Here is a 22,598-nt window from a genome sequence, read left to right as displayed (position 1 = left end):
TTGTACCTGGCCGAGGTCAGCCTAGTCGGCCGGGCGGTGGTCCCGATAGGCAGCCATGAGGCGTTCCGCATCGCCCGGCGCGAGGTAGCGCACGGCCTCGCGCATGGTCACGCCTGATGCCCGGTTTGTCCGAGGCGCCAGCCAGGTCGCCACGTCGGTCGGACGGCGCTTGCCCACTTCGCGCAGGACCCAGCCGATGGCCTTGCGGATGAAGAACTCCTTCTCGTCCAGCATGGCGTCGGCGCGGCGGAGGAACGGGCCGAGGTCATCTCCCGCGCGGAGCGGGCGCAGCTCTGCCAGCAGTGACGAGCGGCGGACCCAGAAGTCGGCATCGGCGGCCCATCGATCAAGTGTGGCCTCCACGCTGGGGTCCGCGGTCAGGATGCCGCCTGCGACGTCGCCCGCCAGCGCGTCAACGTACGCCCAGGTGCGGGACTCACGGATGAGGCGTTCTATCAGGGGCAGGTCGGCGGCGTTCAGCAGCTTGGGATGTACGTCGAGGAGCATGACCGCGGCCATCCGCCGCTCGTGGACCGGCGTCGCCCACAGCACCGTTACCAGCTCGACCAGCCGGTCGTGGTCGAGGACCTGCCCACGGCGGGCCTCTTTCACCGCGGCCCGGATCTGCCACACCGTGGTCCCCAGAAACGCGAGATCGCTCTTCAGGTAGCGCTTCTCGGATTCCGCACGCTCTGGGGTCCCGATCACGCGCAACGCAGATTCGATCTCAGCCGCCACGGCGGCAGCGTCGATGGCCACGCCGTCGAGTCTATCGTCCGCCTTCGCTAGACTGGCACCCATGTCTCGCGATTTCTCGGAACTGGGCGAGCTGTCGGTCCTGGGCCAGCCCGCCGGTCACGCCGGCCCGTCGGCGGTCATGTACCCCGGTGGCCCAGACCTGGACGGCGGCCTCCCCGGCCCCGGTGAGGCGCTCCCCGAGAATGCGGGCCCCGGTGGCCGGCGGCCAGAGTGGCTCAAGGTCCGCCTCGGCGCCGGGGAGACGTACGCCGGCCTGCGCCGGCTGCTGCGGGACGAGGCGCTCCATACCGTATGCGAGGAGGCCCGCTGCCCGAACCAGGGGGAGTGCTGGACGCTGGGCACCGCCACGTTCATGGTGCTGGGTAGCGTCTGCACCCGGAACTGCGGGTTCTGCGCCATCGAGACCGGACGCCCGCCCGAGACGGACCTCGATGAGCCGCGTCGGGTGGCGGAGGCAGCGCGACGCATGGGCCTGCGACATGCGGTCATCACCATGGTCGCCCGCGACGACCTGCCCGATGGCGGGGCGGGGATCGTGGCCGAGACCGTGCGCCAGACTCGGCTGGCGTCCCCCGGTACCAGCATCGAGGTCCTCATTTCCGACCTCAACGGTCGCGAGGCGGACATCCGGACCGTGGTCGAGGCCCAGCCCGAGATCCTGAACCACAACGTCGAGACGGTCCCGCGCCTGCAACGACCGGTCCGCCGGCGGGCCAAATGGGATCGCAGCGTGGGGGTGCTCACGACCGGCCGCCAGCTGGCGGCCGACATCGGTCATCAGATGACCACCAAGACCGGGCTCATGGTTGGCCTCGGAGAAACGTGGGACGAGGTCACCCAGGCGATGGGCCTTCTGCACGAGGCCCGGATCGACGTGCTGACCATCGGCCAATACCTGCGCCCCAGCCGGTCCCATTTGCCGCTGGTCAAGTACTACACCCCGGCGGAGTTCATGGCGCTGCGCCGGATCGGGTTGGACATGGGATTCGCTCACGTCCAGTCCGGGCCGCTGGTGCGATCCAGCTACCACGCCGCCGAGCAGGTTCCGGGCGGCGACCTGGCGGCCGCCGTCTGAGCTGACCGATGCGGAAGCACGTCGAAATCTTCGCGGGACGGCTTGCGATCACGCATCGCCAGCTCCTCGACGCCGCAGAGACGTGCACCGATGACGACCTTTCATGGCGTGCCGGCCCCACCTCACCACCGATCGCGTTCCACCTGTGGCACACCGGCCGATGGGCCGATCGCTGGGCGGAAACCGTCGGCGGCGCCCCGCAACGGTGGGTGCGCGAGGGGCTGACGGCCAAGTGGGGCTTCCCGGCGGCGCAGGGCCAGGGCGACACCGGGATGCTGCTGCCTGACGACGAGGCCGCAGCGCTTCCGTTCCCAAGGCGTGATCAGCTGACAACGTACCTGCGAGGAGCCTTCAACGACCTCGAGCAAGCGGTTGGAGCGCTCGACGACGAGACAATCCTGGTGCTCGGCGACGACCTTCTCGGCAAGCGGGCCCCGCTGGCGGACTCGTTGACCCGACACCTCGCGCACGTCAACCGCCACCTGGGGATGGTCGAGGCCTTGCGCGGGCTCCGGGGCGGCCACGGCACGGCGACGGTCTGACGCATGGTCCAGTTGCGCGACATCAGCCGTCCACCGGCGGAGGAGTTGGAGCCGGTCCGCCGCCGATCAGCGGCAGTCGACGACAATCGGCCGTTGCTGCTGGGTCACGGCGGGGAGCTGACCGTCGAGTGGTTGGGCCGCGTCCCGTACCGGCCCACCTGGGACCTGCAGAATGAGCTGGCCGATCGGCGCCGCCGGCGCGAGATCGGTGACCGCGTCCTGCTGCTCGAGCACGACCCGGTCTACACCATCGGCCGCGGCGGCGACGAACGGAACCTCCTGGCCACAACGGAGCGTTTGGCGGCGCTGGGCGCGGAGCTGGTCCGCATCGACCGGGGCGGGGACATCACGTTCCATGGACCCGGGCAGCTGGTGGCCTACCCCATCGTCGAGCTGCTCGACCCGCTCGACCTCCGGCGCTACGTGCGGACCCTGGAGGAGGCGATCATCGCCACCGCGGCCGACTTCGGCGTGGGCGCCACTCGCATCGAAGGACTGCCCGGAGTCTGGGTGAAGGGTGTTCGAAAGCTTGCCGCCGTCGGGGTGCGCGTGAAGCGCGGAGTCACGACCCATGGCCTGGCCCTCAACGTCAGCACCGACCTGGCGTGGTTCGACGAGATGATCCCGTGCGGCCTGCGCGACATTGAAGTCACCTCGCTGGCCCGTGAACGGGGCGAGCCTCCCGCCATGGCGGAGGTCGCGGAGGGGCTCGCCGATCACCTCGCCGAGGTATTCGGCCTGCGCCGATGACCGACGAGGTCGTCGTCGAGCGCGGCAGCACGGCGGGCGATCCCGAGCACGCGGTCAGGATCGAGGTCGGCGCCTTCGGGCCGTGGGAGACGAACGCGTACCTGATCTGGGACGGACGTTCGGACAATGCGCTGGTGATCGACCCGGGAATGGGCGCCGCCGCCGCGCTTACGGCGCGAGCGGCGGACATCGGTCTGAACATCCACCTCATTGCCAACAGCCATGGGCACATCGACCACATCTTTGACAACGCAGCCCTGAAACGAGCGAGCGGCGCGCCGCTGGGCATCCATCCCGACGATGCGTATCGGCTCAGCGGAGAGAACATCTACGGCCTAGAGGTCGAAGCCAGCGTCGCCGAGCAGGAGCTCCGCGAAGGAGACCGCCTGGAAATCGGTGCCCTCCAATTCCGCGTGCTGCACACACCCGGCCATACCGAAGGCTCGGTCTGCCTCTACGAGGCCGATCGCGGCCTGCTGTTGGGGGGCGACGTCCTGTTTCGCGGCTCCTTCGGCCGGACCGATCTGCCGGGCGGGAACGATGATCAGATGGTCGCCTCGCTCACAAGACTCCTGCACGACATTCCGCCCGATGTCCGCATCCTGCCGGGCCACGGCCCGGAGACAACGATCCTCCGGGAGGCCCACTGGATGGAGCGCGTGGCCCAATCCGGTCGACTCATCCCTGGCTGATAGACTCGGCGCGTGGCCACCGAGCTGCTGCGCCGCGATTTCACGGTCGAGGCGCCCCTCGCCAGCGCGTGGCATGCATTTGCCGATGTCGCCGCTTGGCCACGCTGGGCACCGCATATCCGGCACGTGAACGTGGTCCCGCCCGGACTGATCGGCCCAGCCAGCACGGGCAGTCTTTCCTTCCGACCCATCGGCCGGAGCCGCTTCCAGATCTCGCGGTACGACGAAGGCGCCGGGTGGGAGTGGGTCGGCAACGTGCTGTGGCTGAGGATCCGGTACGACCACCGATTCGCGGCAGACGGGGACCGGACGCAGATGACCTGGACTGTTTCCGAGGATGGCGGCAGACGCTCCGTGCTGGGTCGGACCTTCGCCTGGTTCTACGCCCGGCTGGTGGACCGGGCGATCCCCCGATTCCAGGCACAGCTCGCGCGCGCCAAACGAGGAGGGTGATCGGCGTGTCGCGCCTGCGGATCACCCGGCTCGGACACGGGGGCATCCTGTATCGGTCGCCCGGCGACAATTGGGTGTGGGTTGACCGATGGACTGGCGCGCCCACATATCCCGACGCCTACCGGACCCCGGAGCGGGTGGACGTGGTGGCGCCCACGCATGGCCACTTCGACCACGTCGGCAACGACGCGGCCGATGTCGTGGAGCTGGCCGCCGGGGGCGCGACGGTGTTGTGCTCGCACGAGATGAGCATCTACCTCGCATCGCGCGGGGTTGAGGCCATCGGCATGAACAAGGGCGGCACGGTCGAGGCGGCGGGGATCGGCTTCACCATGGTCCGCGCCGATCACACCGGTGGCATAACCGTCACCGGGGCCGGTCCGGAAGCAACCCGCGAGGTCGGCTGCTGGGGGTGGGTCATCCGCTTCGAGGACGGGACCCATGTCTACCACTCGGGCGACACCGATGTCTTTGGCGACATGGCCCTCGTCCGCGAGCGGTGGACCCCGACGATCGCGGTGCTACCGATCGGCGGCCACTACACGATGGGGCCGGCCGACGCCGCGCGGGCGGTGTCCCTGATCGGGGCGCGGACCGTCATCCCGGTCCACTACGCCACCTTCCCGATCCTGGCCGGCACCCCGGCCGAGCTGGCCGAGGCGACCGACGCCGAAGTCGTGGCGCTCGAACCCGGGGAGACCTGGGAGGCCTGAGTCCTCTCATCCGGCAAGCTACCCGAGGGTGGGGCGGGACCTTCGCCGAATTGCCAAGACGAGCGCAAGCACCAGCAAGACAACACCCACACCTGGTAGCAGCTGACGCCACGGCTCAGGCCTTCTCATTGCGCTATTCAGGGTCAGAAAGCCGATGGTCTGGCGATTCACCGATGCGGCGTACACAGCTGGATCGGCCGCGTAACCGCGGGCAGCATCCTCCTCGGTTCCGACTGGCACCGCGATGCCGTACACCGTCGCGGCACTTTGGTCGTCGGGCATGCCATCCGGATCGAGCAGATCTCGAACCGCCTGGGACTCGTAGAGCAGATCGGTGGTGGGATTGCCCCCCTGTCCTTCGATGACGTCCTCAATAGTCGATTGAGCCGACTCCTCGAGGATGACGAGGATCTCGCCGCACATGTACTGCTTGCCTTGTCCGCAAAGACCCGGGTGCCGGGGATCGTGACTTCCCCAAACGGGACCCGGCAAGCCGCAGACAAGGGCGACGAGGAAGGCAACTGGGACCGCGGTTTGGAATCGCGTGCGCAAAAACGGCCTTCCGGACATGGGTATCAGGCTACGACCCGGTCGGTGCTCGTATCCCGACGGAGCGTCAGCCATCGGCGGCAGCCCGCCGCGTGGAACCAGCGCTCGGTGGTGACGCCGTCCACGTTGTCGTGCATCCAGACCCAGTCGAGGTTCCGTTCCGCGTCATCCGTGATGCGATCGGGCACGTGCGGGAGCTCGCCGCCGAACCGGAACTCCGGGATCGGGCGCTCTCCGCAGGTGGGACAAATGATCCACAGCATCAGCGGGTCCCCGCCGATCCCTGGTCGGCCATGGCATGGTCCCGCGCGAATCGGTCCAGGCCGAATGATGCAATCAGCGACGGCGTTTGGCTCGTGGCGATGAGCTCGGCCATGGCCTCGCCGCCTGCCGGAATGGCCTTGAAGCCCCACGTCCCCCAGCCGGTGGTGACGAGCAATCCCTCGACGCCGGTGGCGCCCATGATCGGCGAGTAATCGGGCGAGATGTCGCAGATCCCGGTCCACTGGCGCAGGACGCGCAGGTCGCGCAGGAACGGGAGGATGGAGGTCACCTTCGTGGCCACGCTCTGCAGGAACTCGAACGAGGACGCCATCGAGTAACTGGGCTGGGAGTCGAACTCGGCGCCCATCAGCATCTGGCCGCGGGCCGTCTGCGAGACGTAGCACAGCAGTTCCGAGTCGCTCACGATCGGACCCAAGCCCTGGGCATATGCGTTGGTGACCAGGGCCTGCAGCGGATGGGTTCGGATGGGGAGCCGGACGTCGGCCATGGCCGCGATGGTCGTGACGCGCCCACCGACCGCGCTCATCACGATCCCGGCGGTGATCGGTCCGCCCTCAGTTTGGACCCCAACCACCCGCCCGCCGTCGCGCAGAAGACCAGTCACCGGCGTGTGCTGCAGGATGTCCACCCCGCGGCGCATGGCGCCCTGGGCATAGGCCCACACCACCCGGTCGTGGCGGGCGGTCGCCGCGCCGGGATGGTACGAGGCGCCCAGGACCGGATAGCGGCCGCCGCCCGACAGGTCGAGCTGCGGGCAGATCCGCTTCGCCTCCTCGGGCGTAACCATCACGGTTTCGGCACCGCATGCCTGGTTCAGGAGGGAGCGAGCGCGCTCGGCGCGCAGCCCCGATTCCGTATGCGCCAGCCACAGCAGCCCCTTGGTGGAATGCATGATCCAGCACCCGGTCTCCTCCTCCAACGACCGATACAACTCCAGGCTGTGCTGGTAGAAGCGGACCGACTCGGCGATGCCGTAGTTGGCCCGGATGATGGTCGTGTTGCGCCCGGTGTTGCCTGAACCGATGTAGCTGGCCTCGACGACGGCTACGTCGGTGATGCCGTGCCGGGTGGCGAGGTAGTAGGCGGTCGCCAGGCCATGGCCGCCGCCGCCTATGATCACGACGTCGTACGAATCCTTCGGCTCGTGCCAGGGCAGGTCGAGCAGGGTCTCGACGAACTCGTTCATGCCAGGCGCTCGGCCAGCTCGTGCGCGTAGGCCGCGGCGCACAGGAGCAGCGCTTGATCATCGGTCAGCCAGATCTTGGCCGGCACCCCGGCGACCAGCCCCTGAGCCAGCGCTGGACGTGCCGCGGGAAGGGGCCAGTCAACGTGCGGCAGAACCGTATGCGCGAACTCACCGGGCGTCAGCCACCATCCGGCGTACCCGACGTCGCTCTCGATGATGGCCGGTTCGTCGCCGAGCGCCACCATGGCCTTGCCGATGACGAGCAGGTCGTCGGGGGCCAACCGCAGAGCCGTCACGGCATCGGGCCAGGCAAGACCATCGAGCGCCGGTGGCGACGCGACCACGCGGAGCGCGAGAAGCGATTCAGGCGCGCGCACGAAGTCCCTCCGGGTCATAGAACGGGGGCCGGGTCACGACGGCCGGACGCCCGTCGATCTCGACCTGCGTTGGGAATGGAGCGCGCTTCAGCCAGCCGAGCATCACCGCCTGGCCAAGGATCGGTGAGGTGAAGCTCGACGTGACGTGCCCAACGATGTCGCCATCCGACCAGATCGGGCTGCCCTCCGTGGGAGCGGTGCCGTCCATGGTGAGCCCCACCAGTCGACGCTCATCGGGGAGTCCGGCCGTGCGGGCCAGGGCGTCGCGGCCGAGGAACTCGGGCTTGTCCAAGTTCACCGCCCACTCCATCCCCAGCCGGCGAGGGGTGGTGTCGAGCTCCGTGTCCATGCCGATGATCACGTGCCCCTTCTCCAGCCGCAGAGCGAACAGCGCCTGGAGGCCGTGCGGCTTGATCCCCAGGTCCTCGCCAACTGCCATGAGGCCCCGCCACAGGTCCGCGGATCGATTGATCGGGTGATGGATTTCGAAGGACGCCTCGCCGGTGAAGCTCAGGCGCATGACGTGGCACGGCATCCCGGCCAGCTCGATGCGCGTGTGCTGGAGGAACCGCGGCGGATCGGCGAGCCCGACCCGGGCCAGCAACTCCAAGGCCCGCGGACCGGTGACGTTGATGGCGGCCAGCGACATGGTGCGGTCAAGGAGGAGGACCCGCAGGCCCCAGGTCTCGATCCAGTCGCGCATCCACATCTCGGCGTTGCCGGCGCCCCCGGTGGTGAAGGTGAGCACGAACCGGTCGTAGGTCTCGCGGCAGATCATCCCGTCGTCGATGACGTGGCCCCGCTCGTTCAGGAGCAAGGCGTATCGGCTGCGGCCGGGGCGGATGGTGCTGACGTCGGTGGGATAAAGGCGCTGGAGGAACTCGACCGCATCGGGACCGGCGACGATGAACTTGCCGAGGGTTGAGACGTCCCCGAGCGAGACGGCCTCGCGAACTGCCCGGTACTCCGCCAGATGGTCGCCGTAGGTCCACGGCCGCCACCAGCCGCCGAATCGATCCATCTGCGCTCCCAGCGCGATGTGTTCGTCGTGGAGTGGGGTGCGCCGGAACGCGTCAAGGTGAACGTCCGCGGCGGCTTCGCCGAGCGTGATCTGGCGCGATGCCGGGCGGGCGGTGAACGGTCCCGGCGCTTCTCCCGTGCGCGCGGCGATCCAGGAACGAACGTGGGGCAAACACACGCTCCCCTGACAGGTCCCGGTGCCGACCAGGCTTGCCCGCTTCACCAGCTCCAGCTCCTGGAATCCGCGGGCCCAGACGCCCTCGAGGTCATCGACGGTGGTCCCGACACAGGGACACACCACGCCCTCGGTCGGCGGTGCCGGTAACGGATAACTCGCCGCAGCCGATCCGACCACAGTCACCGTGAGCTCGTCGGCCATGCGGGCCAGGATGTCCCGCGGGCTGCGACCCAGGTCCAGGATGACGGTGTCGCACGGGGTCGTCACCTCGGCGCCGTCTCCGTCGGCGGTCACCACGCCGGTCACGCGCTCCTCGCCCAGGAGCCGGACGATTTCGCCGCGGAGCGGAGTGCATGGCACGCCGTTGGGGAGTGGACCGATGGCCACCGCCACGCCCAGGTCGACGCCAGCTTCATGCATTCGCCGTGCCGCTCGCGCCGTCAGCAGGCCGGCCAGCTGGCTCCCCGGTCCCACCGGCTGAATCTCGGCCGTCCCGGTCGCCACCACCACCTCGCGGGATCGGAGATGGAACGTGCCGCCGGCGCGGCGCACGATCACGGTGGGGCCTGCGTAGACGGCGACCACCTCGTCCCCGGCTCCGCCGTCCAGGACCACGACCCGGCGCCCGTCGCGCTCGGCCTGTGCCGCGGCGGCCCGTCCTGCCTCGCCGCCACCGATAATCGCGACATCGGTCTCGTCGTGGGCCACGTGGGTCTCGACGTCCCGTGGATCCTCGTGCCACCGCGGCGGACCGCTGGCCGGATGGCGCTGGACCGCCACGCCGTCATGGGCGGGGGTCAGGCAGGTTCTGACATAAGCGATCCCGTCGACTTCCGCCGCGCAGTTGCCGCAATCGCCGGCCAGGCATAGGGTCCCGCCCTGGCCCGGATGGGCGCCGGCTCGAACCACGGCGATGGCCACCGTGTCACCCGGCTCATACGCCAGTGAGGCGCCGTCAAGCAGAAACTGGCCGGGCGAGGACCGCACCTCGAGAGGCTAGCACCGGCACTTTCGGGGGAAGGTGAGCTCGTGACCTAGCGGGCTGCCTCGAACAGGAACTCGCTGACCAGATAGCCGACCAGGAGCCCACCCACCAGCACGCACAGGATGAGGACGGCCACGTTCAGGGCGCGTGGCCGGAGGCTGATCGTCACACGCAACTCCCCGTCGGCGCGACCCAGGCCGACGCCAACCAGCGGAACGACCGCCAGCAGCGATGCGAGAAACGGGGCGGCCAGCAGGAACAGGTCGACCCCGCGTAACGCGGTGAGCGCCTCGATCGCAGGCTCGACCGTGGCGGCCAAGCCAGGCACCGCAATCTGGTACGCGAGCAGCGAGACGAGGGCGAAGAGGAACGTCGGCGCGACCAGCAGCAGGGCGAGCAGTGCCAGGCTCGTCGGATAGCGTTGCAACGGATGCTCGAGCATTGGGGGACCTCCATCGGGAATCGGCGTAACGGCTATCAGTCGCCAGACGGCGCGGGCGCGCTCGGCGAACGCGCCGCGGACGAGGTCAAGCACCGTTGACCGATCGGTCGGGAGCTCGTCGAGCATGTCCCCGACCTCCTCCTCGTATCGAGCCCGCCACGCGGCGGGGTAGAGCCGCAGGAGCCGCTTCATGCGGCCTCGATCCGCCGCAGGCCAACGCGCACAGCCGCGTCCAGCCCCGTCAACCGGCCCCTGAGCGCGGCAGCACCCCTCAGGGTCAGGTGGTACGGCCGGCGGCGTCCGTCCATCGGCAGGGACTCGATCAGCCCACTCTCCTCCAGGCGCGCCAACGCGCCGTACAGCGTGCCAGGCCCGAGACGCAGGCCGGCAAAGTCGGCGACGTCAAGGAAGATGGCATGCCCATGCTTGGGGCCGCCGGCCAGGCTGATAAGGACCAGCAGCCCGGGATCACGCCCGTTGTTCTCGGTCATCGGCTCGGCTCCGACATGTTCGGCTCCACCCACTAGGAAACGATCGAGGGCTGGGCTTCCGGGTTCACCCCCCCCCTCACCCCTAGTAGTCCCCGCAGAGGTAGAGCACGCCGTCGACCACTTCCGTCCGCTCCTGGCCCCGGGGCTCCCGCCCGTCAGCCCGCTCACAGTTCGAGATCGGGTCGTATCGACAGGGAACCCCAGCGGTCGCCGCGCAGACACCCGCTGCTCCAGCAAGAGCTGACGCCAGGACCACCGCGACCAAGAGGACAAGACCAAGAAGGAACGCCAAGCCCAGTCGGTTCATAGGCAGGAGCGTTGCAGCATGACGACTCTCTCCAACTACTACGTGGCGCGTAGTATCGGAGGCTGCCAAGCCGATGTCAAGGCCGACCCGCAGGCCATCGGTCAATCCCGGTGGCCATCGGTACAATCAACGGCCTGCCATGACCGCCCAGACCGATGTTCTCATCCACGCCCGGGGCCTCACCAAGCGGTTTGATGCCCTGACCGCGGTCGATGGTGTGGACTTCGACGTCCACGTCGGCGAGGCGTTCGGGTTCCTCGGCCCCAACGGCGCGGGCAAGACCTCGACCATGCGGATGATCGCCTGCACCAGCCCGATCACGGGCGGGACCCTGACCGTCTTGGGCATGGATCCACAGCGCGAAGGAAGCCGGATCAAGGCCCGCCTTGGGGTCGTGCCGCAGCTCAACAATCTCGACGCCGAGCTGACGGTCCGCGAGAACCTCCTCATGTATGCCCGCTACTTCGACATTCCCGGCGAGGTCGCGCGCAAGCGCGCCGAAGAACTGCTCGACTTCGTCCAGCTCACCGAGCGCGCCAACGACCAGGTCGAGCCGCTGTCGGGCGGGATGCAGCGGCGCCTGACCATCGCCCGGGCTCTGATCAATGAGCCCGACCTGCTGCTACTCGACGAGCCGACCACCGGCCTCGACCCGCAGGCCCGCCACCTAGTCTGGGATCGGCTGTACCGACTCAAGAGCCGCGGTGTGACCCTGGTCATCACGACGCACTACATGGATGAGGCCGAGCAGCTCTGCGACCGGCTGGTGGTCATGGACCACGCCAAGATCGTGGCCGCGGGCTCCCCGCGGGAGCTCATCGAGCAGCACTCCACCCGCGAGGTGCTCGAGCTGCGCCTGACCGATGCCGTCCGCGCCTCCCTGGACGGCCGCCTGGACGATCTGGCCGATCGGGTCGAGGAGTTGCCCGACCGGATCCTGCTGTATGCCGCGGATGGCGAGCAGGCACTGGAGCGCGTCCATGAGCGTCAGGTCCAGATCGAGTCCGCTCTGGTCCGTCGGTCCACCCTGGAGGACGTGTTCCTGCGGCTCACCGGCCGCACGCTGATCGAATGACCGCCCTGCGCGTCGCGCAGCGCAACCTTTGGGTCTACCGACGGACCTGGCGCGGGAGCGTCTTCGGTTCGTTCCTGAACCCGCTCCTGTATCTCGGCGCGCTGGGCGTCGGTCTGGGCAGCTTCATCGCGGCGCAGGACACCACCGCGCTGGGCGGGGTTGGCTACCTCCAGTTCCTGGGCCCGGGGCTGCTGGCGGCGGCCTGCATGCAGACCGCCTCGTTCGAGGCCACGTTCCCGATCATGGGAAAGATCAGCTGGCGGCATAACTACGAGGCCATGCTGGCCGCGCCACTGTCGGTCCGCGACCTGGTCCTGGGGGAGATCAGCTGGATGGCGGTCAGGCTGACGACCATGGCCCTGTCGTTCATGGTGGTGTTGACCCTGTTCGGGATTCCCACCTCTCCACTGGCCGTGCTCGGCATTCCGGCCGCCGTCCTGACCGGGTTGGCATTCTTCGCGGCGATCATGGGCTTCACGGCGACGCAGAAGAACGACAGCGGCTTCGCGGCCATGTTCCGCTTCGTCATAAACCCGCTGTTCCTGTTCAGCGGGACGTTCTTCCCCGTCGACCGGCTGCCGGACGCGATCGAGTTCGTGGCCGCCCTGACGCCCCTGTACCACGGGGTGGGCCTGATCCGGGGCCTGGTTCTGCAGACACCCGAGCTGGCCAACTGGCCCATCCACCTGGCCTACCTGGTGGCCTTCACGATGGTCGCAGGCTGGCTCGCCTATCGGCTCCTGCATCGGCGTCTGGTGAAGTAGCCATGGCCGTCATCGTCCGCCCCACTCCCTCGCCGCGCCCGTACCCGGCAGTGGTGGGGAGCTTCCTGCGCGCGCGGCGCCTGGTCCAGCGCAACCTGCTCGTCTACCGCCACAGTTGGATGGTCATCTTCTCCGGCTTCTTCGAGCCGCTGTTCTACTTGCTGGGCATAGGCTACGGGCTGGGGACGATCGTGGGCGACGTCGAGCTGTCCGACGGCCGGCTGGTTACCTACGCCGCGTTCGTAGCGCCCGCCCTGCTGGCCCAGTCGACCATGAACGGCGCCATCAGCGAGACCATCTTCAACGTCTTCTTCAAGCTGAACTTCGAAAAGGTCTACGACGCGATCCTGGTGACGCCGTTGGGGATCGGCGACATCGCGCTGGGTGAGCTGATGTGGGCCATGATCCGGGCCACCATCTACGCGGTCGCGTTCGTCGGCGTGATGTGGGTCATGGGCCTGCTCATCAGCCCCTGGGCGGTGTTGGCCCTGCCGGCCACATTGTTCTGCTCTCTGGCCTTCTGCGCCGCGGGCCTGGCGACCAGCACCTTCCTGCGCACGGTCCAGGACTTCGACCTGCCCTTCGGGCTGATCATCATGCCGATGTTCCTGTTCAGCGGCACCTTCTTCCCGATCGGCATTTACCCCGAGCCGATCCAGTGGGCGGTCCAGGTCACGCCTCTGTACCACTGCGTCGAGCTGCTGCGTGGGCTGACGACCGGAGTCGTGGGCTGGTCCCTCCTCGTCCACGTCGCGTACCTGGGGGTGTTTGGGAGCGTGGCGATGGTCATCGCCCGTCGGCGGCTGGCCACCAAACTGATCAAGTAGGCCGCGGGGCTTCCTTCGCGGCGTCGTCCTCGGTCTGGCCCTCGGCGCTCAGGATCGGCCAGGCCTTGACCAGGTAGTCGATCCCGGACATGACGGCCAGGATCATGGCCGTCACCAGCAGCCAGCCGCCGGTCACGTGGGCCAGCGGACCGATCCCGATCGTGGCCAACGGTCCGCCGGTCCGGGCGTCGAAGGCGATCAGCAGGGCGCCGATCGCGACCAGGGTCACCACCGTCTTGGCCTTGCCCAGCCCTTCGGACGCCACGAGGAGCTGCGCGTTGGCCGCCAGCTGGCGCACCCCGGCCACGACAAGCTCGCGGACCACGATCACGATCACGATCCAGGCCGCGGCCAGGCCGGCCTGGGCCAGCGCGATGAGCACGGCGGTGACGAGCACCTTGTCAGCGGTCAGGTCCAGGAACACGCCGAGCGTGGTCACCTGGCCCCGGGCACGGGCCAGCCACCCGTCGAACAGATCGGACAATGCTGCCGGGACGAATAAGACGAAAGCCAGCAGCCCGCCGCCCGGGAACGAGAGCAGAACGAGGGCGACAAGGACCGGGGTGATGGCCAGCCGGAACAGGCCGAGCAGGTTGGGCAACGTCCAGCGGGTGGTCATGTGCGCGGTTCCGCGCCGGCCCCGCCCCCCACTCGCCGCTCGGTGCCCGTTCGCAGGCGGGCGATGTTGTCGGCGTGGGCCGCGATGATGAGGATGCCGACCACGCCGGCGTAGGCCACGTCCGCCAGCGACGCCTGGCCGACCCGCCACAGGCCGGCCACCACCAGCGGGGCGCTGGCCGCGCCCGCGATCGAGCCGAGCGACACGTAGCGGGTGACGGCCGCCACCACCCCAATGATCGGGATCACGACCAGCAGGGCCACGGGCACCAGGATCAGGAACCCTCCGGCCGCGGTCGCCACTCCCCGACCGCCTCGAAAGCCGATGAACACCGAGCGGATGTGGCCGGTCACGGCCGCCACGCAGCTCCCCGCTGCCACCCACTCGGGCGCCAGGCCCACCCCCCAGCCGATACCCGCGCCGATGGCCGCGGCCACCAGGCCCTTGGCCAGGTCGAGCAGGCCCACCAGCACCCCCCAGCCGATCCCCAGCGCCCGGACCGCGTTGGTCGCGCCAGTCCGTTCCGAGCCAACGGCGCGCGGGTCCTGCCCGCCGGCCAGGCGGGCGACGACCACGCCGAACGGGATGGCCCCCAGCAGGTAGCCGAGAGCGATGGCGGCCAACAGGCCAACGGCGGGGCCCACCGGCTCAGCGGGCAGCGGCCCGGCGCAGGAGGAGGCGGAGGATCACCAGCACACCGATCGTGGCCGCCGCCGCGCCCAGGCCGACGACCGCCGCGCGCTCGGCACCCGACGGCCAGACAACCGACAGGCCGATCAAACCGGCGACAACGGCCACGGCCGCGCTCCTGAGCCAGAACCCGCGATGGAACGACCAATCCCGCGGCGCCCGTGGGCCGGACCGGCGCGGCGGGCGCCGCCCACCAGCCTTGGGCGGGGCGTACGGGTCCTGCCCTTTCATCATGCGCTGGTACTGGCGGCGTTCGGCGCGCGACATCGGCCCTCAAGTCTATCTGCCGGTAGGATGCGACCGTCGTGCACGACGTCTTCGACCAGTTCAAGCACCAGCTCCCCGACCAGGACCCGACAGAGACCGAGGAGTGGCTCGAGTCGCTCGACGCGGTGGTCGAGCAGGCCGGGCCGGAGCGCGCCCGGTTCATCCTGTACCGGCTCCTGAAGCGGGCGCGCCAGCTCCAGGTCGGCCTGCCACCCCTGACTCAGACCCGGTACGTGAACACCATCTCGACCGAGCAGGAGCCGCCCTTCCCCGGCGACGAGGCGATGGAGCTGCGGATCCGGCGCATGATCCGCTGGAACGCGCTGGTCATGGTCCTGCGGGCCAACACCCGGTTCGAGGGCATCGGCGGACACCTGTCGACGTACGCCTCGGCGGCCAGCCTGTACGAGGTCGGCTTCAACCACTTTTTCCGGGGCTGGGATGACGGCCCCGGCGACCTGGTCTACTTCCAGGGCCACGCCGCGCCTGGGATCTACGCCCGGGCCTTTCTCGAAGGCCGGCTGACGGTCGAACAGCTCGACCACTTCCGGCGCGAGGCACTCTGGGCGGGCGGGCTGCCCTCGTATCCCCACCCGCGGACCATGCCCGAGTTCTGGCAGTTCCCGACCGTGTCGATGGGACTCGGCCCGCTGGCGGCCATCTATCAGGCCCGCTTCAACCGCTACCTGACCGCCCGCGGTATCGCCGATACGGCCAACACCCGGGTCTGGGGCTTCGTGGGCGACGGGGAGATGGACGAGCCGGAGTCGCTGGCCGGCCTGAGCCTCGCGGCGCGCGAGGGGCTCGACAACCTGATCTTCGTCGTGAATTGCAATCTCCAGCGTCTGGACGGCCCGGTGCGGGGCAACGGCAAGATCATCCAGGAACTGGAGTCGGTGTTCCGTGGCGCCGGGTGGCACGTCATCAAGGTCATCTGGTCTCGCGAGTGGGATGCCCTGCTGGAGCGTGACACCGACGGCGCGCTCCTGAACAAGATGACCGAGACCCTGGACGGCGACTACCAGACCCTGTCGGTGGCCGACGGCGCCTACGTCCGCGAGCACTTCTTCGGGCCCGATCCCCGGCTCGCCGCCCTGGTGGCCGACAAGACCGATGCCGAGCTGGCGGCACTACGGCGCGGCGGCCACGACTACCGCAAGTTGTACGCCGCGTATCACTTCGCGACCCAGCACCAGGGGGCGCCGGTCGTGATCCTGGCCAAGACGGTCAAGGGCTGGACCCTGGGTCCTGGGATCGAGGCCCGGAATGTCACCCACCAGTCCAAGAAGCTGACCGTGGACGAGCTGCGCATCTTCCGGGATCGGCTCCAGCTCCCGATTCCGGACGACCAGCTGGCCGATGCGCCCTATTACCACCCCGGCATGGACAGCCCGGAGATCCGCTACATGCTCGAGCGTCGAGCCGCGCTCGGCGGCACCCTCCCCCAGCGGCGGGTGGAGTCCCAGCCTCTGCCGGCTCCGGCGGATGCCGTGTTCGTCGACGTCTTCGCCGGCGCCGATCGCCCGGCCTCCACGACCATGGCCTTCGGCCGGCTGCTGCGCAACCTCGTCCGCGACCCGGGCCTTGGGCGGCGCGTGGTCCCGATCATTCCCGACGAGGCCCGGACGTTTGGGATGGACCCGCTGTTCAAGGAGCTCGGGATCTACAACCCGTTGGGCCAGCGCTACACCCCGGTCGACCGCCAGCTGCTCCTCTCGTACCGCGAGGCGACCGATGGCCAGATCCTCGAGGAAGGAATCACCGAGGCGGGGGCCATGGGCTCATTCACCGCAGCCGGGACCGCGTACGCGGTGCACGGCCAGCCGATGATCCCGTTCTACGTCTTCTATTCCATGTTCGGCCTGCAGCGCACCGGCGACCAGGTGTGGGCCTTCGGCGACGCGCGCGGCCGGGGCTTCATGATGGGCGCCACCGCGGGTCGCACCACCCTCACCGGGGAGGGCCTCCAGCACGACGACGGTCAGAGCCACCTATACGCGCTGGCCGTCCCGAACCTCCAGTCCTACGACCCGGCCTTCGCCTACGAGCTGGGGGTCATCGTCCGCGAGGGCATCCGGCGCATGTGGGACGCCGGCGAGGACGTCTTCTACTACATCACCCTGTACAACGAGAACTGGACCCAGCCGCCCCTCCCCGAGGGGGCCGAGGACGGGATCCTGCGAGGGCTGTACGAATGCCGCCCGGCGTCGGGCGAGGGCCGCCGGGTGCAGATCCTCGGTTCGGGCTCGATCCTCCACCAGGCGCTCCGCGCCGCGGACCTGCTGGCCGAACGATTCGGGGTGGCGGCCGCCGTGTGGAGCGCCACATCGTTCCAGCAGCTGCGCGCCGATTGCCTGCGGGTCGAGCGCCACAACCGGCTGCACCCCGGCGCGGAAGCCGAGGTGCCGTACCTGGTGCGCCAGCTGGCCGATGCGCCCGGGCCCATCGTCGCGGCAACCGACTTCGTGAAGGCCGTCCCGGACATGGTCGCGCGCTGGATCGACCGCCCTTACGTGGTCCTCGGGACCGACGGATTCGGCCGGTCCGACACGCGCGAAGCGCTCCGAACCTATTTCGAGGTCAGTCCCGAGCAGATCGCGTATGCCGCCCTGGTCGGGCTGCAACAAACCGGGGAAGCCACCGTTGGCGAGCTGCAGGCCGCCCTTGGCGACCTGGCAATTGATCCCGAGCGCCCCGATCCGGCATCGCCTCAGGCCTAAGATCATCCGCTCACCGAAACGCCCAATCTGAACGACCGACGGGCAAAATAGAAAATGGCCTTGACAATATAGCAAGCACACATTACTGTCTGCCCATCAGACCACTCAGATAGGGAGACAGGACAGTGTTGGACTACCGATTCCACTACGCGCAGCTCGTCATCGAGGACCGCCTGCGCCAGCATCGCGCCACGCAGACCACTCGGCCCGCGCCGCGCGTCCACCGGCGCGAACCGCAGCCAGCGGCTTCCGCCACCCGCCGCCGCTGATGGCGCCTCGCGACGTCATCGCCACCTGCCCCGTATGCGAGGGTGAGCTGGCCATCAGCCGCCTGCACTGTCGGACCTGCGGCACCACGCTGGAGGGCGAATTCGGGGTCGGTCGATTCGGAAAGCTGAGCCGCGAGCAGATGGCGCTCCTCGAGAGCTTCCTCCGCTCCCGCGGCAACCTCAAGGAGATGGAGCGGGCGCTCGGGATCTCGTACCCCACCGTGCGGGCGCGGGTCGAGGCCCTGGTCCAGGCCCTCGGGTTGGCAGACAGCGAAGCCGCCCAGGGACTGACCGCCGAAGACGGCGACGCCGATGCGGTACCCAGAGCCGTCGGGCGACGAATCATCCTGGAGCGCCTGGCCAAGAAGGAGATCGATGCGGCGACCGCCGCCGAGGCGTTGCGCGCGCTCGAGGAGAGCGACTGATGCCCACCTACCGCCGCGTCCAGAACGTCGCGCATGACATCGGCATCGATGGATTCCTGTTCATCTCCGTGACCTCGGCCCAGGTGCGGCTGACCGCCACCGACGGCACCGAAGCGCAGCTGCACGCCACCTTCGAGGTGGATGCGCCCACCGAGGCCGAGGCCGACGCGATCTTCGAGTCCAGCCTGCTCACCACGGAGGCCGCGGAGGGACGGTTGCACGTGGCCGAAGTGGACGGGAGCTGGGGCATGGGATCGGCGATCGACCGCCTGGTACGCGCGATGCCCTACCTGGTAGGAGTCACCGCCGACCTCGAAGAGGTCGAGGGCACTGCCCCGGCCGGCTGCCGGCTCGAGCTGCGGGCGGTGAGCGGCGACGTCCAGGCATCGGGCTTCCGCGGCGCCCAGCGGTACCAGTCGGTGTCGGGCGACCTGCGGCTGGCGGACGCCGGCGGCAGCATGGACATCGATTCGGTGTCCGGCGACATCAGCCTGCGCGCGGTCGCGCCGGTCTCATTGAAAGTCATCAACGTGTCGGGCGACCTGTCCGCCCAGGCACCGGTCTATGACAGCCTCCGGATCCAGAGCGTGAGTGGCGACGTGTCGGTCGATGGCGACTTGGGCGATGCGACCCCGCACGCCGTGGACACGGTGAGTGGCGATTTCCGGCTCGCGTCGGCCAGCGGGATGACCGTGGCGGTGCGCGGCATGTCGAGCGACATCCACTCGGCTCTCCCCCATCGATTCGAGGGCGGCGCCGACCGACGACGCCTGATCGTCGGGGACGGAGCAGCCTCGGTCGCGTTCAATTCCATGTCGGGCGACCTGGCGGTCACCCGCTCCCGGCAGCAAGCCCAACCGCCCGCCCCGGCAACACAGCCGGCAGCCCCCGCCAGCGAGACGGATCGGATTGCTGTCCTGGGCGCCCTGGAGCGAGGCGAGATTGATGTCGACGAGGCCATGCGCCGTCTGGGCAGCGACGCGTGAGCGACGAGCTGGAGACCGTCCTGCGCCTCGTGGCAGATGGGCGGCTCACCCCACAGGAGGCGGCACCGATCGTGGCCGCCTTGACCGATCGCGCCCCGGCACCCGCTGGACGAGCGTCGGAGCAGGGCGTCCATGAGGTGGGTGCCGGACCGCGCCAGCTCCGCATCCGGGTGGAGGAGCGCGGCCGCACGGTCGTGAACCTGCGCGTCCCCCTGTCGGTGGCCGAGATCGCCCTGAACATGGTGCCGGGGCTGGCCGGCGAGCAGGCCGCTCGCGTCCGCGCGGCCCTCCGGGGCGGCGCGATCGGTCCCATCATCGATGTCGAAGACCCTGACGGCGACGGCGTCTTGATCAGTATCGAGTGATGAGCGACGCGTCTGTCGGTGCCTCCGTCCCGCCCGCCAACGGACTGACCCGGATCTTTCGGCCGCTCGCCGATCGAGACTTTCGCCTCCTGTTCAGCGGCGAGACGATCTCGCTCCTGGGCGACCAATTCCACTTCGTAGCGCTGGCCTGGCTCGTGCTCCAGATGACCGGTTCGGGCCTGGCGGTGGGCACCGTGCTCATGGTCGCCGGCATCCCCCGCGCAGTCTTCATCCTGGTCGGCGGCGCGTTCGCCGACCGCGCCTCCCCACGGAGTCTGATGCTCACCTCGAACGCGCTGCGGGCGGCGTTTGTCGGCGTGCTGGCCGTCCTGGTGCTGTCCGGGCGGGCCGAACTGTGGCAGCTCTACGTCCTGGCGGCGATCTTCGGGATCGTGGATGCGTTCTTCTGGCCGGCAATGAGCACGATCGTTCCCATGCTCGTGACCGAGGAGCGACTGCCGGCCGCCAACGCCCTCATGCAGGGCTCGACCCAGCTGACCGGGCTGATCGGCCCCGCGCTGGCAGGGTTGCTCGTGGCGGCGGTCGGTACCGGCCTGGCGTTCGGGATCGATGCTGCGTCCTTCGCCGTTGCGGCGTTGGCCCTGCTCCTGATACGGGGCGGTCGCCGGCCGGCCGCCGCCGGGGCGTCGCGTCCGAACGTGCTGAGCACCATCCGTTCGGGCGTGGGGTATGCCTGGCGCGACCCGGCCGTTCGATCGCTCATCCTGCTGTCGGCGACCCTGAACTTTGCGATCAACGGACCGGTCAGCGTGGGACTGGCCTGGCTGGCCGACAACCGCTTCGAGGGCGGCGCCGCCTCGTTCGGGATCATGCTCTCCGCCTTCGGGGCGGGGGCCCTGGTCGGCGCCGTGGCGGCCGGCAGCCTGGGTCGCATCCGCGAGCTGGGATGGGTCACCCTCGGCGGCTCGGTTGTCATGGGAGTGGCGCTGGGGCTGATCGGTTTCGCGCCCTCGGTAGCGGTCATCATGGTCCTGAATGTCGCGATTGGCCTTGCCGTGGGCCTGCTGAACGTCCGAATCGTGGCCTGGCTCCAGGCGCGCACGCCCGAGGCCATGATCGGGCGCGTAATGAGCCTCGTCATGCTGGGCGGTATCGCCATGTCGCCCCTCTCCTTGGCCGCCGCCGGCCTGCTCGTCGATATCGGTGCTGCGACCCTGTGCTTCGCGGTGGCCGGCGGCCTGGTGGTCGTCGCCGCCCTTGCCGGCGTGGTGTGGGGCGTACCGACCCAGATGCGCGAGGCGTGACCCTGAGCTGGGCCGACGGAGCGGTCCTGTATCAGGTCTATCCGCGCGCCTTCGCGGACGCGGACGGGGACGGCATCGGCGACCTGCCCGGGGTGGCGGCCCGCCTGGATCACCTGGCCGGTCCTCCGGACTCGCTGGGCGTGGATGCCATCTGGCTGTCCCCGTTCTACCCGCATGGGGGCGTCGACGGCGGATACGACGTGACCGATTTCACCGGGGTCGCCCCCGAGTACGGAACCCTGGCCGATGTCGACCGCCTGCTGGCGGCCTCCCACGGGCGGGGCGTCCGGGTGCTCCTCGACCTGATCACTGGCCACACCTCCGACCGACATCCGTGGTTCGCGGCCGCCCGCGCCTCGCGCGCCGCCGCGTCCCGTGATTGGTACCTGTGGGCCGATCCGCGCCCCGGCCCGGCGCCACCGACCAACTGGGTGGCCGCGTTCGGCGGCCCCGCTTGGACCCTGGACCCGGGGAGCGGGCAGTTCTTCCACCACTCGTTCTACTCGGAGCAGCCGGACCTCAACTGGCGCAACGCGGCAGTGCGCGAGGAAATGGCCAAGGCCATGCGGTTCTGGCTGGATCGCGGAGTGGACGGCTTCCGGGTGGACGCGATCGAGTTTCTGATCAAGGACCGGCAGCTGCGGGACAACCCGCCCGCCGGCCCACCCCTACCCCCATGGTCACCCGAGCCGGGTGGCCTGCGCCGGCGGCGCACGCGAAATCAGCCGGGCGTGGCCGGGGTCCTCCGCCATCTGCGGCGCGTCACCGACGAGTACCCCGATCGCATCCTGCTGGGCGAGCTGTACGCACCCGCCAGGCAGGTTGCAGCGGCGCTGGGCCGCGCCCGCGGTGACGGGCTGCACCTGGGCCTAAACCACCAGCTGGCCAAGTCGGGGTGGGACGCGAAAGCCTTCCGGCGCGCCATCGCCGCGGCCGAGCGCCACCTCGCGCCGCCCCTCTCCCCCACCTGGGCCTTCTCGAACCACGACCTGTCCCGGCATGCGACGCGCTGGGGTCCCGAGCGCACCCGCCTGGCCGCGCTGATCCTGCTGACCCTGCGCGGGACCGTGTGCCTGTACCAGGGCGAGGAAATCGGGATGACCGACGTCGCGCCCGGCCCCAGGGCTGATCGGCCCCGGGCTGATCGGGCCAGGCGCGATCCGGCTCGAGGGCCGTTCGACTGGGACGAAGCGACGCGCCAACGGGACGACCACGAATCGCTGCTCGCGCTGTACCGCGTGCTCATCGAGCTGCGTCGTCGCTCGCCCGCGATGCGACACGGGGCGCTGAGCCTGCTCCGCGGCCTGCCGCCGGGTGTGCTTGGCTACCAGCGGCTGCTCGGAGCCGAAGAGCTGACGGTGCTGGCCAACATGAACCATCGGCCCGCCGTGGTCCGGCTGCCGTCCGGCCAACCAGACGTGCTCCTGATGGCCACCGACCTCCACCAGGTGCACCCCGCCGCCAGCAGGGTCGAACTGGATGCGGACCAGGGCGTGGTCATCGGCTGAGGGGGCCAGTTGGC

Annotated in this window: 27 protein-coding genes; 16 read left to right on the top strand and 11 right to left on the bottom strand. The window is 69.4% G+C overall.

The features are described from left to right. Positions 1–21: 21 nt before the first annotated feature. Positions 22–759, bottom strand: a complete 738-nt coding sequence (locus tag AABM41_06925) for a DNA alkylation repair protein (protein ID MEK6192042.1) — start codon at positions 757–759, stop codon at positions 22–24. Positions 760–799: 40 nt separating this feature from the next. Between AABM41_06925 and lipA the strand changes: the two genes are divergently transcribed. Genes lipA through AABM41_06895 form a run of 6 tightly spaced genes read left to right on the top strand, consistent with a single transcriptional unit; the run spans position 800 to position 4,984 of the window. Beyond that, positions 800–1,834: a lipoyl synthase gene (gene lipA / locus AABM41_06920; GenBank protein MEK6192041.1), complete on the top strand. Its 1,035-nt coding sequence runs from the start codon at positions 800–802 to the stop codon at positions 1,832–1,834. An 8-nt stretch (positions 1,835–1,842) separates the two neighbouring features. Continuing rightward, positions 1,843–2,376, top strand: coding sequence for a DinB family protein (locus tag AABM41_06915; GenBank protein MEK6192040.1), 534 nt, complete (start codon positions 1,843–1,845; stop codon positions 2,374–2,376). 3 nt (positions 2,377–2,379) lie between these two features. After that, complete coding sequence (gene lipB, locus AABM41_06910; GenBank protein ID MEK6192039.1) at positions 2,380–3,126, top strand: lipoyl(octanoyl) transferase LipB; 747 nt, start codon at positions 2,380–2,382, stop codon at positions 3,124–3,126. Next, positions 3,123–3,818, top strand: a complete 696-nt coding sequence (locus AABM41_06905) for an MBL fold metallo-hydrolase (GenBank protein MEK6192038.1) — start codon at positions 3,123–3,125, stop codon at positions 3,816–3,818. The genes lipB and AABM41_06905 overlap by 4 nt, the downstream gene beginning before the upstream one ends. Positions 3,819–3,830: 12 nt before the next feature. After that, a complete protein-coding gene (locus tag AABM41_06900) occupies positions 3,831–4,271 on the top strand; it encodes an SRPBCC family protein (protein MEK6192037.1) in 441 nt (146 codons plus the stop codon). A gap of 5 nt (positions 4,272–4,276) precedes the next feature. Further along, positions 4,277–4,984 (top strand): metal-dependent hydrolase, encoded by a 708-nt coding sequence (locus AABM41_06895; protein MEK6192036.1) that lies wholly within the window; start codon positions 4,277–4,279, stop codon positions 4,982–4,984. 18 nt (positions 4,985–5,002) lie between these two features. Here AABM41_06895 and AABM41_06890 read toward each other — a convergent pair whose 3' ends face one another. From AABM41_06890 to AABM41_06860, 7 genes are all read right to left on the bottom strand, one after another. After that, positions 5,003–5,407 (bottom strand): hypothetical protein, encoded by a 405-nt coding sequence (locus AABM41_06890; GenBank protein MEK6192035.1) that lies wholly within the window; start codon positions 5,405–5,407, stop codon positions 5,003–5,005. A 152-nt stretch (positions 5,408–5,559) separates the two neighbouring features. Continuing rightward, positions 5,560–5,796, bottom strand: a complete 237-nt coding sequence (locus tag AABM41_06885; protein MEK6192034.1) for a sarcosine oxidase subunit delta — start codon at positions 5,794–5,796, stop codon at positions 5,560–5,562. Beyond that, complete coding sequence (locus AABM41_06880) at positions 5,796–7,004, bottom strand: FAD-dependent oxidoreductase (protein MEK6192033.1); 1,209 nt, start codon at positions 7,002–7,004, stop codon at positions 5,796–5,798. The genes AABM41_06885 and AABM41_06880 overlap by 1 nt, the downstream gene beginning before the upstream one ends. Continuing rightward, positions 7,001–7,381, bottom strand: a complete 381-nt coding sequence (locus tag AABM41_06875) for a hypothetical protein (protein MEK6192032.1) — start codon at positions 7,379–7,381, stop codon at positions 7,001–7,003. The genes AABM41_06880 and AABM41_06875 overlap by 4 nt, the downstream gene beginning before the upstream one ends. After that, positions 7,368–9,566, bottom strand: a complete 2,199-nt coding sequence (locus AABM41_06870) for a glycine cleavage T C-terminal barrel domain-containing protein (protein MEK6192031.1) — start codon at positions 9,564–9,566, stop codon at positions 7,368–7,370. Before AABM41_06870 ends, AABM41_06875 begins: the two co-directional genes overlap by 14 nt. A 47-nt stretch (positions 9,567–9,613) precedes the next feature. Continuing rightward, entirely contained in the window at positions 9,614–10,198 is a 585-nt protein-coding gene (locus AABM41_06865; protein ID MEK6192030.1) for a hypothetical protein, read from the bottom strand. Next, the gene (locus tag AABM41_06860) at positions 10,195–10,497 is read right to left on the bottom strand and encodes a PadR family transcriptional regulator (protein MEK6192029.1); all 303 of its coding nucleotides are present in this window, start codon (positions 10,495–10,497) and stop codon (positions 10,195–10,197) included. The genes AABM41_06865 and AABM41_06860 overlap by 4 nt, the downstream gene beginning before the upstream one ends. Positions 10,498–10,943: 446 nt before the next feature. Between AABM41_06860 and AABM41_06855 the strand changes: the two genes are divergently transcribed. The 3 genes from AABM41_06855 to AABM41_06845 are packed head-to-tail and all read left to right on the top strand — an operon-like array spanning position 10,944 to position 13,470. After that, positions 10,944–11,879 (top strand): ABC transporter ATP-binding protein, encoded by a 936-nt coding sequence (locus AABM41_06855; GenBank protein MEK6192028.1) that lies wholly within the window; start codon positions 10,944–10,946, stop codon positions 11,877–11,879. Continuing rightward, positions 11,876–12,643: an ABC transporter permease gene (locus tag AABM41_06850; GenBank protein MEK6192027.1), complete on the top strand. Its 768-nt coding sequence runs from the start codon at positions 11,876–11,878 to the stop codon at positions 12,641–12,643. Before AABM41_06855 ends, AABM41_06850 begins: the two co-directional genes overlap by 4 nt. A 2-nt stretch (positions 12,644–12,645) precedes the next feature. Continuing rightward, the gene (locus tag AABM41_06845; GenBank protein ID MEK6192026.1) at positions 12,646–13,470 is read left to right on the top strand and encodes an ABC transporter permease; all 825 of its coding nucleotides are present in this window, start codon (positions 12,646–12,648) and stop codon (positions 13,468–13,470) included. Here AABM41_06845 and pgsA read toward each other — a convergent pair. From pgsA to AABM41_06830, 3 genes are read right to left on the bottom strand one after another with little or no spacing between them, the layout of a single operon-like run. Beyond that, positions 13,463–14,089 (bottom strand): CDP-diacylglycerol--glycerol-3-phosphate 3-phosphatidyltransferase, encoded by a 627-nt coding sequence (pgsA, locus tag AABM41_06840; protein ID MEK6192025.1) that lies wholly within the window; start codon positions 14,087–14,089, stop codon positions 13,463–13,465. The genes AABM41_06845 and pgsA overlap by 8 nt on opposite strands. Continuing rightward, entirely contained in the window at positions 14,086–14,733 is a 648-nt protein-coding gene (gene plsY, locus AABM41_06835; GenBank protein ID MEK6192024.1) for a glycerol-3-phosphate 1-O-acyltransferase PlsY, read from the bottom strand. The genes pgsA and plsY overlap by 4 nt, the downstream gene beginning before the upstream one ends. Positions 14,734–14,737: 4 nt before the next feature. Continuing rightward, the gene (locus AABM41_06830) at positions 14,738–15,046 is read right to left on the bottom strand and encodes a hypothetical protein (protein ID MEK6192023.1); all 309 of its coding nucleotides are present in this window, start codon (positions 15,044–15,046) and stop codon (positions 14,738–14,740) included. A gap of 38 nt (positions 15,047–15,084) precedes the next feature. Here AABM41_06830 and aceE point away from each other — a divergent pair, with 38 nt between their 5' ends. The 7 genes from aceE (at position 15,085) to AABM41_06795 (ending at position 22,584) form a co-directional block, all read left to right on the top strand. Further along, on the top strand, positions 15,085–17,766 hold the full coding sequence (gene aceE / locus AABM41_06825; protein MEK6192022.1) for a pyruvate dehydrogenase (acetyl-transferring), homodimeric type: 2,682 nt from the start codon (positions 15,085–15,087) through the stop codon (positions 17,764–17,766). Between the two features lie 128 nt (positions 17,767–17,894). Further along, entirely contained in the window at positions 17,895–18,035 is a 141-nt protein-coding gene (locus AABM41_06820; protein MEK6192021.1) for a hypothetical protein, read from the top strand. Next, entirely contained in the window at positions 18,035–18,460 is a 426-nt protein-coding gene (locus AABM41_06815) for a DUF2089 domain-containing protein (GenBank protein ID MEK6192020.1), read from the top strand. Before AABM41_06820 ends, AABM41_06815 begins: the two co-directional genes overlap by 1 nt. Then, entirely contained in the window at positions 18,460–19,446 is a 987-nt protein-coding gene (locus AABM41_06810) for a DUF4097 family beta strand repeat-containing protein (protein MEK6192019.1), read from the top strand. The genes AABM41_06815 and AABM41_06810 overlap by 1 nt, the downstream gene beginning before the upstream one ends. Further along, positions 19,443–19,811, top strand: coding sequence for a hypothetical protein (locus AABM41_06805; protein ID MEK6192018.1), 369 nt, complete (start codon positions 19,443–19,445; stop codon positions 19,809–19,811). The genes AABM41_06810 and AABM41_06805 overlap by 4 nt, the downstream gene beginning before the upstream one ends. After that, positions 19,811–21,076 carry an MFS transporter gene (locus AABM41_06800; GenBank protein MEK6192017.1) on the top strand — a complete coding sequence of 422 codons (1,266 nt, stop codon included), beginning with the start codon at positions 19,811–19,813 and terminating at the stop codon, positions 21,074–21,076. The genes AABM41_06805 and AABM41_06800 overlap by 1 nt, the downstream gene beginning before the upstream one ends. Then, on the top strand, positions 21,073–22,584 hold the full coding sequence (locus AABM41_06795) for an alpha-amylase family glycosyl hydrolase (GenBank protein MEK6192016.1): 1,512 nt from the start codon (positions 21,073–21,075) through the stop codon (positions 22,582–22,584). The genes AABM41_06800 and AABM41_06795 overlap by 4 nt, the downstream gene beginning before the upstream one ends. Positions 22,585–22,598 lie beyond the last annotated feature (14 nt).

Source organism: Chloroflexota bacterium, assembly GCA_038040195.1.
Taxonomy (GTDB): Bacteria; Chloroflexota; Limnocylindria; order QHBO01; family QHBO01; genus DASTEQ01.
The sequence above is the reverse complement of the archived record's forward strand: the minus strand, read 5'-3'. Positions and strand labels throughout refer to the sequence as shown.

Bases quoted from the DNA above. Each gene is read 5' to 3' on its own strand.
- lipA (MEK6192041.1), top strand. From the start codon at position 800: ATGTCTCGCGATTTCTCGGAACTGGGCGAGCTGTCGGTCCTGGGCCAG.
- AABM41_06915 (MEK6192040.1), top strand. From the start codon at position 1,843: ATGCGGAAGCACGTCGAAATCTTCGCGGGACGGCTTGCGATCACGCAT.
- lipB (MEK6192039.1), top strand. From the start codon at position 2,380: ATGGTCCAGTTGCGCGACATCAGCCGTCCACCGGCGGAGGAGTTGGAG.
- AABM41_06905 (MEK6192038.1), top strand. From the start codon at position 3,123: ATGACCGACGAGGTCGTCGTCGAGCGCGGCAGCACGGCGGGCGATCCC.
- AABM41_06890 (MEK6192035.1), bottom strand. From the start codon at position 5,407: ATGTGCGGCGAGATCCTCGTCATCCTCGAGGAGTCGGCTCAATCGACT.
- AABM41_06885 (MEK6192034.1), bottom strand. From the start codon at position 5,796: ATGCTGTGGATCATTTGTCCCACCTGCGGAGAGCGCCCGATCCCGGAG.
- AABM41_06880 (MEK6192033.1), bottom strand. From the start codon at position 7,004: ATGAACGAGTTCGTCGAGACCCTGCTCGACCTGCCCTGGCACGAGCCG.
- AABM41_06865 (MEK6192030.1), bottom strand. From the start codon at position 10,198: ATGAAGCGGCTCCTGCGGCTCTACCCCGCCGCGTGGCGGGCTCGATAC.
- AABM41_06860 (MEK6192029.1), bottom strand. From the start codon at position 10,497: ATGACCGAGAACAACGGGCGTGATCCCGGGCTGCTGGTCCTTATCAGC.
- AABM41_06855 (MEK6192028.1), top strand. From the start codon at position 10,944: ATGACCGCCCAGACCGATGTTCTCATCCACGCCCGGGGCCTCACCAAG.
- AABM41_06850 (MEK6192027.1), top strand. From the start codon at position 11,876: ATGACCGCCCTGCGCGTCGCGCAGCGCAACCTTTGGGTCTACCGACGG.
- AABM41_06845 (MEK6192026.1), top strand. From the start codon at position 12,646: ATGGCCGTCATCGTCCGCCCCACTCCCTCGCCGCGCCCGTACCCGGCA.
- pgsA (MEK6192025.1), bottom strand. From the start codon at position 14,089: ATGACCACCCGCTGGACGTTGCCCAACCTGCTCGGCCTGTTCCGGCTG.
- AABM41_06830 (MEK6192023.1), bottom strand. From the start codon at position 15,046: ATGTCGCGCGCCGAACGCCGCCAGTACCAGCGCATGATGAAAGGGCAG.
- AABM41_06815 (MEK6192020.1), top strand. From the start codon at position 18,035: ATGGCGCCTCGCGACGTCATCGCCACCTGCCCCGTATGCGAGGGTGAG.
- AABM41_06810 (MEK6192019.1), top strand. From the start codon at position 18,460: ATGCCCACCTACCGCCGCGTCCAGAACGTCGCGCATGACATCGGCATC.
- AABM41_06800 (MEK6192017.1), top strand. From the start codon at position 19,811: ATGAGCGACGCGTCTGTCGGTGCCTCCGTCCCGCCCGCCAACGGACTG.